The 16,605-nt window shown below is 60.7% G+C and carries 13 protein-coding genes; 4 read left to right on the top strand and 9 right to left on the bottom strand.

Going from position 1 to position 16,605, the window contains the following annotated elements; genetic code table 11:
• The first annotated feature begins 263 nt into the window (after positions 1-263).
• Positions 264-1,445, top strand: a complete 1,182-nt coding sequence (locus tag EYD00_RS14980; protein ID WP_034496761.1) for an MFS transporter — start codon at positions 264-266, stop codon at positions 1,443-1,445.
• A gap of 221 nt (positions 1,446-1,666) precedes the next feature.
• Here EYD00_RS14980 and EYD00_RS14970 read toward each other — a convergent pair whose 3' ends face one another.
• The 3 genes from EYD00_RS14970 to EYD00_RS14955 all read right to left on the bottom strand — a co-directional run bounded on the left by EYD00_RS14970 (position 1,667) and on the right by EYD00_RS14955 (position 5,164).
• A complete protein-coding gene (locus tag EYD00_RS14970) occupies positions 1,667-2,659 on the bottom strand; it encodes a WD40 repeat domain-containing protein (protein ID WP_034496759.1) in 993 nt (330 codons plus the stop codon).
• Between the two features lie 481 nt (positions 2,660-3,140).
• On the bottom strand, positions 3,141-4,250 hold the full coding sequence (locus tag EYD00_RS14960) for a CobW family GTP-binding protein (RefSeq protein WP_034496758.1): 1,110 nt from the start codon (positions 4,248-4,250) through the stop codon (positions 3,141-3,143).
• Positions 4,251-4,363: 113 nt separating this feature from the next.
• The gene (locus tag EYD00_RS14955; RefSeq protein WP_034496756.1) at positions 4,364-5,164 is read right to left on the bottom strand and encodes a creatininase family protein; all 801 of its coding nucleotides are present in this window, start codon (positions 5,162-5,164) and stop codon (positions 4,364-4,366) included.
• A 79-nt stretch (positions 5,165-5,243) separates the two neighbouring features.
• Here EYD00_RS14955 and EYD00_RS14950 point away from each other — a divergent pair, with 79 nt between their 5' ends.
• The 3 genes from EYD00_RS14950 to EYD00_RS14940 all read left to right on the top strand — a co-directional run bounded on the left by EYD00_RS14950 (position 5,244) and on the right by EYD00_RS14940 (position 8,270).
• A complete protein-coding gene (locus tag EYD00_RS14950) occupies positions 5,244-5,753 on the top strand; it encodes a MarR family winged helix-turn-helix transcriptional regulator (RefSeq protein ID WP_034496754.1) in 510 nt (169 codons plus the stop codon).
• Between the two features lie 134 nt (positions 5,754-5,887).
• On the top strand, positions 5,888-6,910 hold the full coding sequence (locus tag EYD00_RS14945; RefSeq protein ID WP_003505469.1) for a LacI family DNA-binding transcriptional regulator: 1,023 nt from the start codon (positions 5,888-5,890) through the stop codon (positions 6,908-6,910).
• Positions 6,911-7,307: 397 nt separating this feature from the next.
• Complete coding sequence (locus tag EYD00_RS14940; protein ID WP_034496752.1) at positions 7,308-8,270, top strand: 2-hydroxyacid dehydrogenase; 963 nt, start codon at positions 7,308-7,310, stop codon at positions 8,268-8,270.
• A 237-nt stretch (positions 8,271-8,507) separates the two neighbouring features.
• Here EYD00_RS14940 and EYD00_RS14935 read toward each other — a convergent pair whose 3' ends face one another.
• From EYD00_RS14935 to EYD00_RS14910, 6 genes are all read right to left on the bottom strand, one after another.
• Positions 8,508-9,635 carry a Gfo/Idh/MocA family protein gene (locus EYD00_RS14935; protein ID WP_034496750.1) on the bottom strand — a complete coding sequence of 376 codons (1,128 nt, stop codon included), beginning with the start codon at positions 9,633-9,635 and terminating at the stop codon, positions 8,508-8,510.
• Between the two features lie 150 nt (positions 9,636-9,785).
• On the bottom strand, positions 9,786-10,598 hold the full coding sequence (gene iolB / locus EYD00_RS14930; protein ID WP_004445159.1) for a 5-deoxy-glucuronate isomerase: 813 nt from the start codon (positions 10,596-10,598) through the stop codon (positions 9,786-9,788).
• A 192-nt stretch (positions 10,599-10,790) separates the two neighbouring features.
• Positions 10,791-11,699: a myo-inosose-2 dehydratase gene (iolE, locus tag EYD00_RS14925; protein ID WP_034496746.1), complete on the bottom strand. Its 909-nt coding sequence runs from the start codon at positions 11,697-11,699 to the stop codon at positions 10,791-10,793.
• Position 11,700: 1 nt separating this feature from the next.
• Positions 11,701-13,527: a 3D-(3,5/4)-trihydroxycyclohexane-1,2-dione acylhydrolase (decyclizing) gene (gene iolD, locus EYD00_RS14920; RefSeq protein ID WP_034496742.1), complete on the bottom strand. Its 1,827-nt coding sequence runs from the start codon at positions 13,525-13,527 to the stop codon at positions 11,701-11,703.
• Positions 13,524-15,440: a bifunctional 5-dehydro-2-deoxygluconokinase/5-dehydro-2-deoxyphosphogluconate aldolase gene (locus EYD00_RS14915; RefSeq protein ID WP_034496740.1), complete on the bottom strand. Its 1,917-nt coding sequence runs from the start codon at positions 15,438-15,440 to the stop codon at positions 13,524-13,526. The genes iolD and EYD00_RS14915 overlap by 4 nt, the downstream gene beginning before the upstream one ends.
• A gap of 204 nt (positions 15,441-15,644) precedes the next feature.
• Positions 15,645-16,460, bottom strand: a complete 816-nt coding sequence (locus EYD00_RS14910) for a MurR/RpiR family transcriptional regulator (RefSeq protein ID WP_004445154.1) — start codon at positions 16,458-16,460, stop codon at positions 15,645-15,647.
• Between the last annotated feature and the right edge of the window lie 145 nt (positions 16,461-16,605).

The raw sequence follows: 16,605 nt of genomic DNA, 5'->3' as shown, positions 1-16,605 counted from the left end.
CATCGGGCGACAGTCAAGCAGTATCAATTCATAACCTGCCCGTGGCGAGAACATCCCCGGGCAGGTGCCCTTAATCGAACGACACTTGCTTTCCCCTGAAGCAGGTCCAGCCCGTGGGCGATAGAAATCCTGAGTGGAGAGAAGAGGTCTCGTCTTCTTCCAGCGACGAAACGGCATGCAGTGTTGAGCTCAGGCTTGAACAGCGGAGCGTTTTGATGTGATGGTGGGTGCCACCCCCGCTTGCCAGCCTTCAGACGATTCCCATGCAACAAAAAAGCACTTTGCCGGGCGCTTTTGATCGCCAGGCCTATATGATCGCGTTGCTGGTCTTCATTGCCGGCAGCACCAATGCTGCCGTTGTGCCATTTATCGGCTTCTACATCATTCAGGTGCTTGGTCATCCGCCGGCCACCGTCGGATTTTACAGTGTGACGGCGGCGCTGGCTTCGATTGTCGCAAGCCGTGTTTATGGTGAGCGCGTTGATGCCGGGATGCGGGTGAGGCCGCTTTTGTTGCTTTCGGTGTGCGGCGCTCTTGTCGCGGCCGCGGCGGCAAGCTTTGGGCATATGGCGCTGCTGGTCGCCGTAACGGCGACCGGCATGGGGCTTTCCAACGCCGCAAGCACGCTCATTTTCAGTTTCGGCCGGTATCATGGCCGGGTGAAGGGGCTGGACACGGCCGCCTATAATGCCTTCCTGCGGACGATGGTGTCGCTGGCATGGATGCTGGTCCCCGCCGCCGCCTATCTGATCTTCGACCTTGCGGGTGCGAAGGCGGTATTCGTGAATGCCATGCTGATGGCCGTCATCTGGGGCGGTCTTGCGCTCGTCGTCGTGCCGTTGAACCAGACAAGCCCCATGGAACGGCGGCCGCAGGGCGAGGGCGACACACGGCGCAATATGCCGCTGCTTCTCGCCGCCGCGGCCAGTTTCTGCATGTCTTTCGCCCATGCACTGTGCGCTTCGGCATTGCCGGTGTTTCTGGTGCGTGAAGTGGGGTTGCCGGACTATGCGCCGGGCCTGTCGCTCAGCGTCAAATGCGCCATGGAAGTTCTGCTTATTCTTCTTGCGCCGCGCATCATGCGCCGGATCAGCGCACGGCTGCTTCTGAGCGGCGCGGCGATAACGGCGATAATCGCCTTCAACATCATCGCTTCGGTCACGACCCTGCCCGCAATGCTGGTGGGGGCTGCGATGGAGGGTGCCTATTACGGCCTTTTCGCCGGCACCTGTCTCACCTTCGTGCAGGGCTTTGCCCGTGGACGCACGGCGCGGGCGACGGCGCTTTATATGAATTCGATTTTTCTCGCTGCGCTGTTTGCGGTGCCGCTAATGGGGTTCGTATCGCAATATGCCAGCTTCGGGGCCTCGATCCGGCTCGCCTCGGTCGGTGCGGGCGCGGCTTTGCTGCTCTTGTTCCTCACGCGGCGGCAGGTGGGAGAGTAGGGTATTGCAGGGGGCAGCAATCTTGCACAAAGGCTTGGCGGCGAGATAGCGGACGACCCTCGTTCCTGTGCCTGTCACAGGATTCCGGTCGACGCGCGTCTGCGCGACGGGAGGCTCCTTTCAGCCCAGGGACTTGGGCCGGCTGGATTCCTGTGACAAGCACAGGATGAGGGAGCGAGATTGGCCGTGGGATAAGCGGCCGTCTCGCGGGCGGCCAGCCCTCAAGCCGAAATGTCTATAATCCCGCAATCACCCGCTTCTGAAGCGAAGGCGAGCAGCTTGCCGGTGGCGCTCCAGTCCATGGATGTGATCGCACCCTTGCCGGGACGACGCAGCAGGGCTTCCTTGCCATCTGCGAGGCGCACGCCGAGGATCATGCCGTCGATGAACCCGATGGCGAGCACATCTTCCACGGGGTGGAAGGCGACATTGGTGACCATGATGTTGGCGCGGGTGCCGAGTTCCTCCGGGGCCTTGCCCATCGGACCATCCTTGCCGGAGAAGGGCCAGACGATGGCGGCCGGTGCGCCCGATGAGGCGAGCCATTTGCCCTTTGCCGACCAGGAAACGGATTTGACCTTGGCGGGATAACCCGTCATTCGCATATGGCGGGCCTCCATGCCGCCCTTGGTGGCTTCCATCTTCCAGCCGTGCAGGGCATTTTCCTGCATGGTGGTGACGAGGAACTTGCCGTCGGGCGAGAAGGTGACGCCGGTATGCGCACCCTTCCATTCGAGATCGACCGGGTCGCCTGCTGTGGCGACCCAATGCAATGTCACGCCGTTATACCGGGCAACGGCAATGCGCAGGCCCTTGGGCGCAAACGCGATCGCCTCCACCGTGCGCTCTTCCTTGAATTCCTTGACCGTACCGTCCGGCAGCCGCACGAAGCTGGATTTGCCGACACCATAAGCAACCGCCTTCTGTGGCCCGCCGGCAACGACGCCCACCCATTTGCGCGGCACGTTGGCAATTTCGCTGAGGCTGCCATCATGGCCGATGCGCAGCACACGCCCGTCTTCGCCGCCGGAAAGCAGCGTGGCGCTGTAGGGGTCGCGAATGCAGGTCAAGAGCCCGTCATGCGCCTCAGTCACCTTCTCGCCGCCATCGAGCCGGTGAATGGTGCCGGCGGCGGTGGCAAACAGGGGAATGTCGCCGAGAAAATGGGTCGAGACCACGTGGCCTTCGATATCAAGCGGGGCAACAGTCGGCATGGGGCATCGGTCTTTCGTATCTGTGTCTGATTGGCGGGGCGTCATTCCCGCCGGCTGGCATGGTTCTAGAGCATTTCCGGCAAAAGCGGAACCGCTTTTACGTTCGGACGATTCGCGAAATCAAGGAGATAGAATTCTTTGCGGTAGGGGAATCATCCTGCACAGCGGTCGAAAATCATTGATGTTCTGCGCTCCGGGCTCACCCCCCTCTGTCCTGCCGGACATCTCCCCCTCAAGGGGGGAGATCGTTCCGTGGCGAGGTTTCGCACCTCTCGACGGTCGAGAATGAAGTGAGAAAAGTGCGTCTTGCCGATCTCCCCCCTTGAGGGGGAGATGTCCGGCAGGACAGAGGGGGGTGAGCCCGGAGCACCGGAGTATCAGTGATTTGCAACTGCCGTATACGGTGTCGAAGAACGCGCGTCGGGCAGATGACGAGCGCAGCCGTACCCCGGCTCAGGACCGGGGTGACGGAAGGATAAGATCAAGCCGTGGCGAGGCAGGCGTTAAAACTCTTTTCCAGCTTCTCGCGGTCCAGCTCACGGCCGATGAAGACGAGGCGGCTTTCGCGTTTTTCATCTTCCTTCCACGGGCGCTGGTGATCGCCCTCGATGATCATGTGCACGCCCTGCACCACGTAACGCTCGGCATCGCCCTTGAAGGCGATGATACCCTTGAGGCGCAGAATGTTCGGGCCGTCGGTCTGGGTGACCTTCTGGATCCACGGGAAGAACCGTTCGGGGTTCATCTCGCCGCCGCGCAGCGAAACTGACTGGACCGTCACGTCATGGATCGGCGAGACCGCGCCATGGTGGTGATGATCGTGGCCATGGTCATGATCGTGGTGATGATGCCCGTGGTCATGGTCATGATGATGATGGTCGTGATCGTGATGATGATCGCAATCAGGGCCGCAGACGTGGTCGTCATGGCCGTGCTCTAGGAAATGCGGGTCGTTTTCCAGCGCGCGTTCCAGGTTGAAGGCGCCCTGATCGAGAACCCGGGCGAGATCGACGCCGGAACGGGTGGTCTTGTAGATGCGGGCGGAAGGATTGATGGCGCGCACGATATCCTCGATGCGGGCAACTTCCTCCGGCGAAACGAGATCGGTCTTGTTGACGACAACGACATCGGCAAAGGCGATCTGGTCTTCGGCCTCGCGGCTGTCCTTCAGGCGTAGCGGCAGGTGCTTGGCATCAACAAGGGCGACGACCGCATCAAGCTCGGTCTTGGCGCGCACGTCGTCATCCATGAAGAAAGTCTGGGCGACGGGCACCGGATCGGCAAGGCCCGTCGTCTCAACGATGATACCGTCGAAGCGGCCGGGGCGGCGCATCAGGCCTTCCACGACGCGGATGAGGTCGCCACGCACCGTGCAGCACACGCAGCCATTGTTCATTTCGTAGATTTCCTCGTCGGATTCGACGATCAGATCGTTGTCGATGCCGATCTCGCCGAATTCGTTGACGATGACAGCGTATTTCTTGCCGTGGTTCTCGGAGAGAATGCGGTTGAGAAGCGTCGTCTTGCCGGCGCCGAGATAACCCGTCAGGACGGTGACTGGAATGGGCTTGGCTGTTGCTGTTTCGGTCATGGAAAACCCCGCGTGGAGAGAGGCCCGATGGCCTCAGGAAGATGTGTCGTCGTCCATATAGGCGCGACGCTCCGGCAGTTCAAAGAGATTTTGGCCGAATCCGGCCATCTCACTCAAATTTTGTTATGAAATAACGTTATGTCAAAAGCGTGGATATCTTCAAGCAGTTCGACAAGGCCGTTGACGGCGTGGGAAATCAGCCTTTCGCCCTTTTCCGCTGTCGCGGCGGCGGCGTTTCCGGCAACGCCATCGGGGTTGAGGTCGCTCATCAGCCAGCCGAATGCGTGTGGGCCATAGGCGCGCAGGTGTTTGAAGCGGCTGGCGAAATCGCTCTGGCGGGAGGGGAAATTCGCGGCCTTTTCCATTGCCACGCATTCGGGGTGAAGTGCCAGCATGACGGATGTCTCGATATCGCCGCCGTGAATATCAACCGCCTTGTCCTCCGGCTTCACGATATCGGCCGGCACGCCAAAACGGGTCCAGCTTGTGGCGACCGCCAGCATGCCGAAACGGGCGCGGGCCTCGGTGGCGACGATGGTCATCAGCGGTGAATTGCCGCCATGGGCGTTCAGCATCACGAATTTGCGCACCCCTCTTTTATGTTCCAACTCGGCGATGCCGAGCCAGCGCTCGATGGCCTCATCGTATCGCAGCGTCTTCGTGCCCGGCACATTCATGTGTTCGATGGAATATCCGACCGGCTCCGCTGGCAGGAAGGAGACGGGCAGATGACCGGGCAAGGCGGCGGCAAGGCGGGCGACGATGCCTTCAGCAATCAGAGTATCGGTCTCGAAGGGCAGGTGGGGGCCATGCTGTTCATGCGCGCCGAGCGGCAGCACGGAAATTGCGCCTGTTGCGTGAAGATGAGGGTCTGTTACGTTTTCGTCGTGATAATGCGTGTATGAGTTTGGCATCTGGCAGTCCGCGCGAGCATTCGGTAAGGATTTCCAGCAACATATATCGGTTCCGCCACAGGGTAAAAGGCACTCGCGTATGAGCAAGGACAAATCCGGGAACAAGGACAAAAGCGCCAAGAAGGATAAGGGCGGCAAGAAGGTCAAGGACGCCAAAAAGAGGGATGAAAACTTCAACCCGGAGGAGTTGGCGCAATCGATAACCCAAGCCGCCCGCTCCATGCGTACCGCGCTCAGCCACAGCCTCGCCGAAAGCGGGCTTTATGCCGGACAGGACGGCGTCATCCTGGCGCTGGCGCAGGAAGGCAGCCTGACGCCGGGGCAAATCGCCCAGAAGCTGGGTGTCAAGGCGCCGACCATGACGCGCACCATTGGCCGCATGGAAGCCCAGGGTTTCGTGGAACGCAGCGGTGACGACGGGGACGGTCGTGTGACGCTGGTGAAGCTGACCGAAGCGGGCCTGAAAAGCGTCGAGCACATCAACGTTTCCATCGCCAATTGTGGCGCGAGAGCTGTCGAAGGCCTTTCGGCCAAGGATGTTCGCAACATTGTTAAAATCTTGAAAGCAATAGACGCCAATCTTCAATAATTTTTGCTGAAATTTTTAAAAGAACCATCTGTTTTGCGGTTATTCCTTAAACGGGTTGCGGATTTTGTTTAAATTGTTTAATTGCGATTTAAACGGAGCCATCCGTCACTGACACGCGTTTGGGGAGGAATGCCGTGGCCCAAAAGGTCAAACTGTCTACTATCGCCGAAAGTCTCGGCCTTTCAACCGCCACCATTTCCCTTGCATTGCGCGACAGTCCGCTGGTCGCCGCCGATACGCGGGACAAGATCAAGGAACAGGCGCGGGCGCTGGGCTACATCTACAACCGCCGTGCCGCCAGCCTGCGCACCTCGCGCTCCGGCATTGTTGGTGTCGTGTTCCATGACGTGATGAACCCCTTCTATGGCGAAATCCTGAAGGCCATTGAAAGCGAGCTGGACCGCAGCCGCCAGACCTTCATCCTGTCCAACCATTATGATTCGGTTGAAAAGCAGCGCACCTTCATCGAGACGCTGCTGCAGCTCGGCTCCGACGGCATCATCATGTCGCCGGCCATCGGCACGCCGATCGAGGACATGACGCTCGCCGAAGAAAACGGCATGCCCGCCATTCTGGTGGCCCGTTCCATGGACGGTGTCGATATGCCGACCTATCGTGGCGATGACAGCTACGGCATCTCGCTCGCCACCAACCATCTCATCAGCCTCGGCCACCGCACCATCGCCATGGTTGGCGGCACCGACCAGACCTCGACGGGGCGCGACCGTTATCAGGGTTACGTTAATGCGCTGCGCAAGGCGGGCATCGAGGTTGACCCCAATCTCCGTATTCCCGGCCCGCGCTCCAAGCAGGGCGGTTTCGAGGCGGCGGTGCATTTCCTGTCGCTGCCGCAGAAGCCGACCGCCGCCGTGTGCTGGAACGATCTCGTCGCCATCGGTCTCATGAACGGTATTTCCCGCGCCGGTCTGGTGCCGGGTGTCGATATCTCCGTGACCGGCTACGACGATCTGGAAGAAGCGGCCATCGCCACCCCGGCGCTCACCACGGTTTCCAACGGCCAGGCCGAGGTCGGGCGCCTGGCGGCCCGCGCACTGCTGGACAGGCTGGCGGGCAGCCATGAACCTGACGGCATTCACCTCATCAAGCCGGAAATGCGTATCCGGCAATCGACCGGGCCGGTGCGGCCGCGGGTGTGAGCGTATCGCCCTTGCAGGCCTGGATACGGCAGGTTACGTGCTCCTCGCCGTCTACGGTGTTTCCTTTCTCCGTCATTCCGGCCTTGAGCCGGAATCCCGGCCGCCGCGTGTCTACGCGGTGAAAAACAGTCATTCAGCCCAATGACTTGGGCTGGCTGGATGCCGGATCAACTCCGGCATGACAACCTTGCAAGTGCCGCAGCAAAGGCTGCATGATGCTGCCGGGCGCTTAAAAAAATCGGCATGAAACGTCGCTCTGCCCCCATAGCTTCCGCTTATTGGCCTTTTCACGGCAGCCGTTGTTTGAAAAGATCGCGGTCCGATGGAGCAGGATGGCGGGTAGTTTGCCCGCAACCCGCTCCGGCTATTGGAATGTTATCAGGAGGAATATCCGCTTATGTCTGACAAAAAGGCCGTCGTTCTCGTTCCCGGCAAGATCAATCCGCGCGTTCTCGAACGCCTCGAAGGCAAGGTCGAGATTGTCACGGCACCCGCCGGCGCAGAGCCGGTTCTGCCTGACGGCGCGGCGGAGCGCATCAATGCCATTGCCGTTTCCGGCGCCGTCAACGCCAAATGGATCGACGCGCTGCCGAAGCTCGAGATCATCGCCAATTTCGGCGTGGGTTACGATGGCGTTGATGCCAAACACGCCGCCACGCGTGGCATCGTGGTGACGAACACGCCTGATGTGCTGAATGACGAAGTGGCCGATACGACGATTGCTCTGTTGATCAATACCGTGCGACGTCTCTATCAGGCCGAAACCTGGCTACGGGCTGGCAAGTGGGTCGGCGAAGGCCCGTTCGCGCTGTCGCCGTTTTCGCTGCGCGGCCGCAAGGTTGGCCTGTTCGGCATGGGCCGCATCGGCCAGGAAATCGCCAAGCGGCTGGAGCCTTTCAAGGTGGAGATCGGCTATTACACCCGCAGCAAGCGCGACGAACTCTCCTACACCTATTACGCTTCGCTGAAGGAGATGGCTGAGGCCGTCGATACGCTGATCTGCATCGTGCCGGGCACGCCGCAGACGCACAAGGCGATCAATGCCGACATCCTGACCGCGCTTGGGCCTGAGGGCGTTTTCATCAATGTCGGTCGTGGCTCCAGCGTCGATGAGGACGCGCTTCTTGAGGCGCTCAAAAGCGGTGCGCTGGGTGCTGCCGGTCTCGACGTATTCTATGCCGAACCGAAGGTGCCGGAGGCCTTCCTGTCGCTACCAAACGTTTCCCTGTTGCCGCATGTCGCTTCTGCGTCCATCCCGACGCGCAATGCGATGGCCGATCTGGTGGCCGACAATATTCTCGGCTGGTTCCGGGATGGCAAGGTGCTGACGCCGGTGCCGGAGACGCCGGTCAAGGGGTAAGGCCTGTTGGCAAGCCTTGACCAATATCCTCTGGTGGGGCGAATGGCTTTGCCCCCTCGCAAATCCCGCGCACCGTCACGCCGGACTTGATCCGGGGTCCAGCGCGATAAAGTCTTTGATCGCAAAAGACTTGTTTCCCACGGCGCAGACGCGCCGTGGCTGGATGCCGGATCTAGTCCGGCATGACGGAAGAGAAGTTTGTGACGACGGCGGTCGGCCTCGTGCGTGCACGCCGTACTACTCCGCAATTTCCTCCGCCGTCACCCAGCGCCCTTCGGCAAAAGACCGTGCCATGGCGTGAATGCTGCGCTCGATCTTCAGCCCCTCCTCGAAGTCGATGATATGCGCCTTTTTCCCTTCGATCGCCGCGATCAGCTCCCGGCATTCGATGACCTTCAGGTCATTGAAGCCGAGACCGTGGCCGGGGGCGGGGATGAAGCGGTCGTAGGGCTCGTGGTGGGGGGCGGTGAGGATGGTTCGGAAACCCTGCTCTTCCGGGCGTCCATCCGTGGTGTAAAGCTGGAACTCGTTCATCCGTTCCTGATCGAACAGGATCGAGCCGGTAGAGCCATAAATCTGGATGGCGATGCGGCCCTTGCGGCCCCAGGCGGAACGGTTGGCGATGAGCACGGCGGAAATGCCGCCTTCAAGTTTCAGGAGAACGCTCGCGAGATCATGCGTCTCAACCGCGCGTTCGCCGCCGCCGGCAAGCGGACGGGTCTCGTAAGGTTTGACCATGTCGGTAATGGCGCTTTGTGCGTGGCCGAACAGGGCGTAAAGCAGCGATAGCGGGTGCACGGCGAAATCGTCCAGCGCGCCGTAACCGGAAGACGCCTCGCTCTTCCAGTAGAAGGGCTGGGTGGCATCGGCCATGAAGTCCTCGTCCATTTCGGCACGTACATGATAGACCCTGCCGATCGCACCTTCGTCGATCAGGTGGCGGATGTGGCGGATGACGGGGTTCTGGATGTAGTTGTAACCCATCGCCGCCGCCTTGCCGGACCGGCGGGCGGCATCACGCATCTTCACCGCGTCAGCAAAGGCGGGCGCCATCGGCTTTTCACACCAGACATGCTTGCCGGCCTCAAGCGCGGCAATCGCCATTTCCGGGTGGAAGGCGTTGGGCGTGGTGACGGAGATGACATCTATCTCGGGATTGGAAAGCAGGTCGCGCCAGTTGCCTGTCGAGCGGGCAAAACCGAACTCTGCGGCTTTCTTCGCGGCAAGCTCGGGGTTGACTTCCGCCAGCGTCACGAGGCGGGGGCGTTCCACATCGCCGAAGACGCTCGTGACGTTGTTCCACGCCAGCGCGTGGCATTTGCCCATGTAACCGGTGCCGATAAGGCCCACGCCAAGAGCGGTCATGGTGTTCTCCTCCCGAAATTATTTGAATTAATACAATTCGTTAATTGCGTTTGTTGTGTGCCAAGACAGTCTCAAGACGTGTCTTCGCGCACTCCCCATCCCTGTGACAGGCACAGGGATGGGGAGGCGGCGATGTTTGCCCTAAATGCCTTACGGATTATCGCGCTTGAAAATCCAGTCATGATCCGGGTGGTTCTTGAAGCGCCATTTGCGCATCGGCCCCGCCATCACGTTCAGATAATACATCTCGTAACCATAGGGCGCGCCGCAGGGGTGGTGGCCCTTTGGCACCAGCACGACATCCCCGTCCGATACCGCCATGGTCTCATCAAGCGAACCGTCTTCTGTGAAGACGCGCTGGAAACCGAAACCCTGCGCAGGGTTGAGGCGATGATAATAGGTCTCTTCGAGATAGGTCATGTCGGGGTAGTTATCCTCGTCATGCCGGTGCGGCGGATAGGAAGACCAGTTGCCCGAGGGTGTGAAGACTTCCGTTACCAGCAGGCTGTCGGCGACGTCGCGTTCTTCCATGGCGATGGGGAAGATGTATCGCGTGTTGGCGCCCTTGCCGCGTTCCGTCAGCTGCACGCCGTCAGGTCCGATCTGCTGCGCCTCGCGGCTGCCTTTTTCGCCGGGAGCAGTGCAGACGCCGACGGTGCAATCCGTTGTGGCCGTCAGCGACCATTCGGAACCGGCCGGAACATAAACGCAATGCGGGGGCTTGCGCTCGAACACATTCATGCGGTCACCGAGTTCACCGAAATCCTTGCCGCCAGCGGAAATCGTTGCCTTGCCTTCGACAAGGACGAGGATGACTTCCGTGTCGCCGGTGCTTTCGGCTGCCGTCTCGCCCGGCTTCAGTCGGTAAAGACCGAAACCGACATAACCCCAATCCGCGCTTTGGGGCGTGATATCGTGCACCTTGCCGCTTGTCGCGACCGGCTTGCGCAGAAGTGAGGTCATGGTGTCGTTCCTTTTTCGTGTGTAGCCATGTCGTTCGGTAGTTTCGCGCCCACCCGTCATTCCGGCCTTGAGCCGGAATCCAGCTGACGCGCGTCTGCGCGGCGCGAAGACTTTTTCAGCCCAAGGACTTGGGCTGGCTGGATACCGGCTCAAGGCCGGTATGACGGGTGGGATAGGTCTCCTTGGCTCAGCTCAAGCAGCCTCAGCCTTATCCAGCCCCGCTTCGCGCGCAAACGCCTTCAGCGATTTCAGCCCGAGGCTCTGATATTCGAACGGGTTGCGCACGTCAGGATCCTGCTCTGCCTCGATCACCAGCCAGCCGCTATAGCCATGCTCGGCCGCCACTTTCAGCACGGGCGGGAAGTTGACGCCGCCTTCGTTATCGCCCGGCACGGTGAAGACACCGCGGCGAACGCCTTCGAGGAAGGAAAGCCGTTCATTGCGGACCTGATCGGCAATGACCGGGCGCACGTTCTTGGCATGGATATGGCCAACGCGGCCCATGTATTTCTGCGCAACGCGGACGGGATCGCCGCCGCCGAACAGGCAATGGCCGGTATCGAGCAGCAGATGCGTCTTCGGGCCGGTGTGCTTCATCAAGAGGTCGATCTCGTCTTCGCTCTCGACCACCGTGCCCATATGGTGGTGATAAACGAGGGTGACGCCCTGTTCTGCGGCAAAGGCGGCCAGCGCTTCCACGCCTGCTCCGAATTTAGCCCAGTCCTCGGCCGCAAGGCGCGGACGGTCGACCAGCGCCTTTCCGTCATCGCCGTGGATGGCGTTGGAGGTCTCGCAGACGATGATGACCTTCGAGCCCATGGCCTTCAGGAGGTCAAGCGCCGGCTGCATCGCCTTCTTTTCGGATTCGATATCGTCGGTCAGAAGGTTCAGCGAATGCCAGCCCGAGACGAAGGAGAGGCCGCGCGGCGAAAGCACGCCCTTCAGGCCTTCCGGGTCGGTCGGGAATTTGTGACCCTTTTCGATGCCGTCGAAACCGATCGTGGCGGTTTCATCGAGGCATTGTTCCAGGCTGATATGGGCGCCCAGCGTGCGGTCGTCGTCATTGGACCAGGCGATGGGGTTGGTGCCGTAACGGATCATCTTACTGTCTTTCCTTGACATGGTTTTCATAACGGGCGCGCGCCGGGCCGATTTCGGCGCGGTCTGAGACTTCAGGCACCGCGACATCCCACCAGTGGCCACCGGCTCGCGGGGTCGGATAGGGGTCGGTATCGATGACAATGACTGTCGTGCGGCTGGATGCGCGGGCCGCCGCGAGGGCTTCTTCCAGTTCAGCGATGGTGGAAACCTTGCGTGCATCCGCGCCCATCGAGCCGGCATGGGCGACGAAGTCGATGGCGATGGGATTGACGTTGGTATGGGCGTAGAGGTTGTTGAACTCCGCGCCGCCGGTTTCCATCTGCAGACGGTTGATGCAGCCGTAACCCCTGTTGTCGGTAATGACGAGCGTGATCTTCACGCCCATTGCGACCGATGTGGCAAGCTCGGAATTCATCATCATATAGGAGCCATCGCCGACCATGACGATCACGTCCCGGTCCGGTTCCGCCATCTTGATGCCGAGCCCGCCGGCGACCTCGTAACCCATGCAGGAGAAGCCGTATTCCATGTGATAGGAAAGCGGCAGCTTGGATTTCCAGAGCTGGTGCAACTCGCCCGGCATGGTGCCTGCGGCGCACATGACAACGGTATTGTCCTGCGACTGGCGCTGGACAGCACCGATCACCTGCATGTCCGTGGGGAGACTGTTTGCGTGTTCCTCGCCCGGAGCCGCCGTATCGGCATCGGCCTTTTCGAACCATGCTGCCTTCAGGCCGGCATCCGGCGCTGCAAAACGGTGAGCGCCGAGGGCTGCGGAGAGTTTTTCAAGCCCGATTTTGGCATCCGCCGTCAGGCTGATCGCATCATGCTTGGCGCTGTCATAGGGCTGGACGTTGAGCGCCAGGATCTTGCGGTTCGAGTTCTTGAACAGCGCCCAGGAGCCGGTGGTGAAGTCCTGAAAACGGGTGCCGACACCAAAGACCAGATCGGCCTTTTCGCTGATGATGTTGGCGCTTTCGGCACCGGTAACGCCAACGGGGCCGAAATTGAGATCGTGATCCCAAGCCAATGCTGATTTACCAGCCTGCGTTTCGACGACGGGGATGGAGTGGGTTTCGGCAAAGCGCTTCAGCGTCTCCGTTGCGCCGGCGAAATGAACGCCGCCGCCAGCAACGATGATGGGGTTCTTCGCGGCCTTCAGCGCCGCGACGGCCTCTTCGAATTCCACCACGTCGGGCTCGGGGCGGCGCTGGCGCCAGACCCGCTTTTCGAAGAAGCTTTCGGGATAATCATAGGCTTCCGCCTGTACATCCTGGCAGAAGGCGAGCGTGACGGGGCCGCAATCGGCAGGGTCCGTCATGGTGCGCATGGCGCGGGGGAGGGCGGTGAGCAACTGTTCCGGGCGCATGATGCGGTCGAAATAGCGGCTGACAGGACGGAAGCAGTCATTCACCGTCATGGTGCCATCGCCGAAATCTTCGAGCTGTTGCAGCACGGGGTCCGGGCCACGATTGGCGAAGACATCGCCGGGGATGAGCAGGACGGGCAGGCGGTTGACATGCGCCAGCGCTGCCGCCGTCACCATATTGGCGGCACCCGGGCCGATGGACGAGGTGACCGCCATGGCGCGGCGGCGGCGCAGCTGCTTGGAATAGGCGATGGCCGCATGAGCCATGGACTGCTCGTTCTGGCCGCGATAGGTCGGCAGCTCGTCCCTGATGCCGTAAAGCGCTTCGCCGATGCCGGCGACATTGCCATGGCCGAAAATCGCCCACATGCCGGCGATATAGGTTTCGCCATGTTCATTCATCTGCGCTGCCAGGTAACGAACCATGGCCTGCGCAGCCGTCAATCTTACTGTCTTCACGCTGCCTCTCCCTTTTTGGCGCGCGCCTCATCCCAAATACGGCACAGGCTGGTATAGCGCTGCGCCATATCCTTGACCGCTTCCTCGTCGGTCATCTTGCCGGAGAGCCAGCCGCGGGCGGCGTCGGCAAAAATCGTGCGGCCAACGGCGAAACCCTTGACCAGATCGAAGCCAGCCGCAAGGCGGAAGCTTTCTTCCAGCTCACTCTGCGGTGCGTCGAGACCGAGAACGACGATGCCCCTCACGTAAGGGTCGTTGCGGTTAACGGCGTCGCAGGCATTCTTCCATGCCGCGGTGGTTTTCATCGGCTCCAGCTTCCACCAGTCCGGGTAAACGCCGATCTCGTAGAAACGCTCGATGATGCGGGCGGCGGTAAGATCGTCGGTCGGGCCGACCTTGGAGGGGATGATCTCCAGCAGCATTTCCAAGCGGTTGCGCCGTGCGGCCTCGAACAGCCGTATCACGGTCTCTTCCTGCGCAGCGCGCATCTCATCCGTGTCATCGGGGTGATAGAAACAAAGTACCTTGACGACATTTTCGAGCGGCCATTCGGTAAGCCCGCCAAAGTCCTTGCCGAGATCGGGTTCCAGTGTCAGCGGACGGGAACCCGGCCATTCCACCGGACGGCCGATCCAGAGGCCGGAGCCGCTGGCGGCAAACAACGCGTCACGTCCAAGGCGTCCGTCGCAGAGAATGCCATAGCCCGGCTCACCACCGGAAACTTTTTGCGCGGCCTGGAGGCAAAGCTTCTTGAAGGCGCCGATCTGCTCATGCTTGACGCCAAGCTCGTCGGCGATCGCTTCCAGCTGCATGCGATGGTCGAAAGCGAAGACGCGCATGGTCTCCCAATCGCCCTTGCGGTTGGTGGACCAGTGCACCTGCTCCAGCGCCTCGTCCTTGCGCAGCGCCCTGTTGCGAATGCCGGCCTTGAAGAAATATTGCAGTTCTTCCCAGCTTGGATAAGCGGGCGTGCAGCCATGGCGGGAGACGGCGAAGGCGCCGCAGGCATTGGCGTATTTCAGCGTCGTCGGCCAGTCTTCGCCGCGCAGCCAGCCGCGGAACAGTCCGGCCATGAAGCCGTCACCAGCGCCCAGAACATTGAAGACCTCGATCGGGAAACCTTCGCCCGTCTGCCCGTCATCGAGGCTTGCAGGAATATCGCCGGTGAAGACCGAAGCACCCATCGGGCCGCGCTTGCACACCAGCGTGGCATTCGAAACCTTGCGCACGGCATTCAGTGCGGCCAGCGTATCTGTCGACCCGCCGGCAATGTGGAATTCTTCTTCCGTGCCGACGATCAGATCGAAGAGATGCAGGGTGGATTGCAGCTTGGCGGTGACCTTCTGCGATTCCACGAAACGGCTCTCGCCATCGCCATGGCCGGCCACACCCCAGAGATTGGGGCGGTAATCGATATCGAGCGCGGTTTTTGCACCATTTTCTCGGGCGAGTTTCAGGGCCTTCAGCACCGCCGCTTCCGTTCTTGGATGCGACAGATGCGTGCCGGTGGCGCAGACGCAGGCCGCCTCGGCAATGAAGGCGGGATCGATATCGTCTTCGCTCAGCGCCATGTCGGCGCAGTTTTCGCGATAGAAAATCAGCGGGAACTGGTTCTGGTCACGAATTCCGAGCAGCACCAGCGCGGTTAGGCGCTCCGGGTCGGTTTTCACGCCGCGCACGTCAACGCCTTCGCGCACCAGCTGTTCGCGGATGAAGCGGCCCATGTGCTCGTCGCCGACACGGGTGATGACGGCGCTGTTAAGGCCAAGCCGCGCAGCACCGGCTGCGATGTTCGTGGGAGAGCCGCCAATATATTTGGCAAAGGAGGCCATGTCCTCCAGACGGCCACCGACCTGCGACCCGTAAAGGTCAACAGACGAGCGCCCGATCGTGATGAGATCAAGTTTTTTCAAAAGGTTCCTCCTTAGCACCGCACGCTGGCGCGGTCTGCCTCATATGTGTCGAGCGGATCAGGCAACCATGCCGCCAGCTACCGCCATCCCCGCTCCGGTGAGCCTCCTCCGCTCACATGTCCGTCACGAGAAGGACCGTCGTGGAATGTCCGTTTCATGAATTTGGATCATAAATTCTATTTTTTCCGTTTTCAATAAAAATATTCAGGCCGTCTTGCGTGTTCCCACAGCCACGGCCAGCGTGATGGCGAGACAGAGCGTGGCCGAAAGGGAGCGGAAAGCCCCGAAATCGATCTCTGTAACCGTCAGCAGCGTTGCGCCGGATTTCCTTAGCGGATTGACGGCGGAATCGGACATGGCGACAACCGGAACGCCCTTGGCGCGGGCCGTTTCCGCCAGTTCCAGCGTCTCGGTAGAGTAGGGGGAAAAGGTGATTGCGATCAGCGCGTCGTCGCGGGAAATCGCACTGATATTGCCGAGCCCGCCCACGGCGCTATGCAGAACCGCCGGCACCTTCATCTTCTCGAAGGCATAGGCCAGATAGCTGGCAATGGGGAAGGACCGCCGCAGGCCGACGATATGCACGGTGCGCGCCTTGGCCAGCACGGAAACCGCCTCATCGAGCTGTCGGGTGTCGACCGATTTCAGCAGCATTTCCAGCGACGAGCGGCCGGCTTCCACGAATTCGGCAAGCAGGCCGGACGCGCTTTCATCGCCCTTTTCGCGCAGATGATCGAGCCGCGTGGCATAATCCGGCCAGCCGCCGACATAGGAATCACGGAACAGGCGCTGCATTTCCGAAAATCCGGAAAAACCCATGATCTGGCAGAAACGCATGAAGGCCGAGGGTTGCACGCCGGCGCCTTCAGCCATTTCGGCGACGGTGGAAACGGCGATTCGATCCTGATTGGAGGCGACATAATCGGCACATTGCCGCAATCGTTTCGGCAAACCCTCCGCCACCTGGAGCAGCCGCTCCTCAAAAGCCTTTACGGAGTCTGGCGCCTCGATTGCCGTCATTGTCGTTCCCTGGTGCAGATTGAAATCGTGTGCACTTTAACTGCAATGGAATTTTTATTCCATTGGGTTTTTCGGAGGAAGGGCAGATGAGACGGCGGGGCTTTGTGTGATCGGTCACCCTCCGTCGCTCCGGCCTCGAGCCGGA

It is taken from the genome of Agrobacterium sp. 33MFTa1.1, assembly GCF_004328495.1.
In the GTDB taxonomy this organism is placed as follows: Bacteria; Pseudomonadota; Alphaproteobacteria; order Rhizobiales; family Rhizobiaceae; genus Agrobacterium; species Agrobacterium pusense.
The sequence above is the reverse complement of the archived record's forward strand: the minus strand, read 5'-3'. Positions and strand labels throughout refer to the sequence as shown.

Coding starts and splice junctions, on each gene's coding strand:
- EYD00_RS14980 (WP_034496761.1), top strand. CDS start 264: ATGCAACAAAAAAGCACTTTGCCGGGCGCTTTTGATCGCCAGGCCTAT.
- EYD00_RS14970 (WP_034496759.1), bottom strand. CDS start 2,659: ATGCCGACTGTTGCCCCGCTTGATATCGAAGGCCACGTGGTCTCGACC.
- EYD00_RS14960 (WP_034496758.1), bottom strand. CDS start 4,250: ATGACCGAAACAGCAACAGCCAAGCCCATTCCAGTCACCGTCCTGACG.
- EYD00_RS14955 (WP_034496756.1), bottom strand. CDS start 5,164: ATGCCAAACTCATACACGCATTATCACGACGAAAACGTAACAGACCCT.
- EYD00_RS14950 (WP_034496754.1), top strand. CDS start 5,244: ATGAGCAAGGACAAATCCGGGAACAAGGACAAAAGCGCCAAGAAGGAT.
- EYD00_RS14940 (WP_034496752.1), top strand. CDS start 7,308: ATGTCTGACAAAAAGGCCGTCGTTCTCGTTCCCGGCAAGATCAATCCG.
- EYD00_RS14935 (WP_034496750.1), bottom strand. CDS start 9,635: ATGACCGCTCTTGGCGTGGGCCTTATCGGCACCGGTTACATGGGCAAA.
- iolB (WP_004445159.1), bottom strand. CDS start 10,598: ATGACCTCACTTCTGCGCAAGCCGGTCGCGACAAGCGGCAAGGTGCAC.
- iolE (WP_034496746.1), bottom strand. CDS start 11,699: ATGATCCGTTACGGCACCAACCCCATCGCCTGGTCCAATGACGACGAC.
- EYD00_RS14910 (WP_004445154.1), bottom strand. CDS start 16,460: ATGACGGCAATCGAGGCGCCAGACTCCGTAAAGGCTTTTGAGGAGCGG.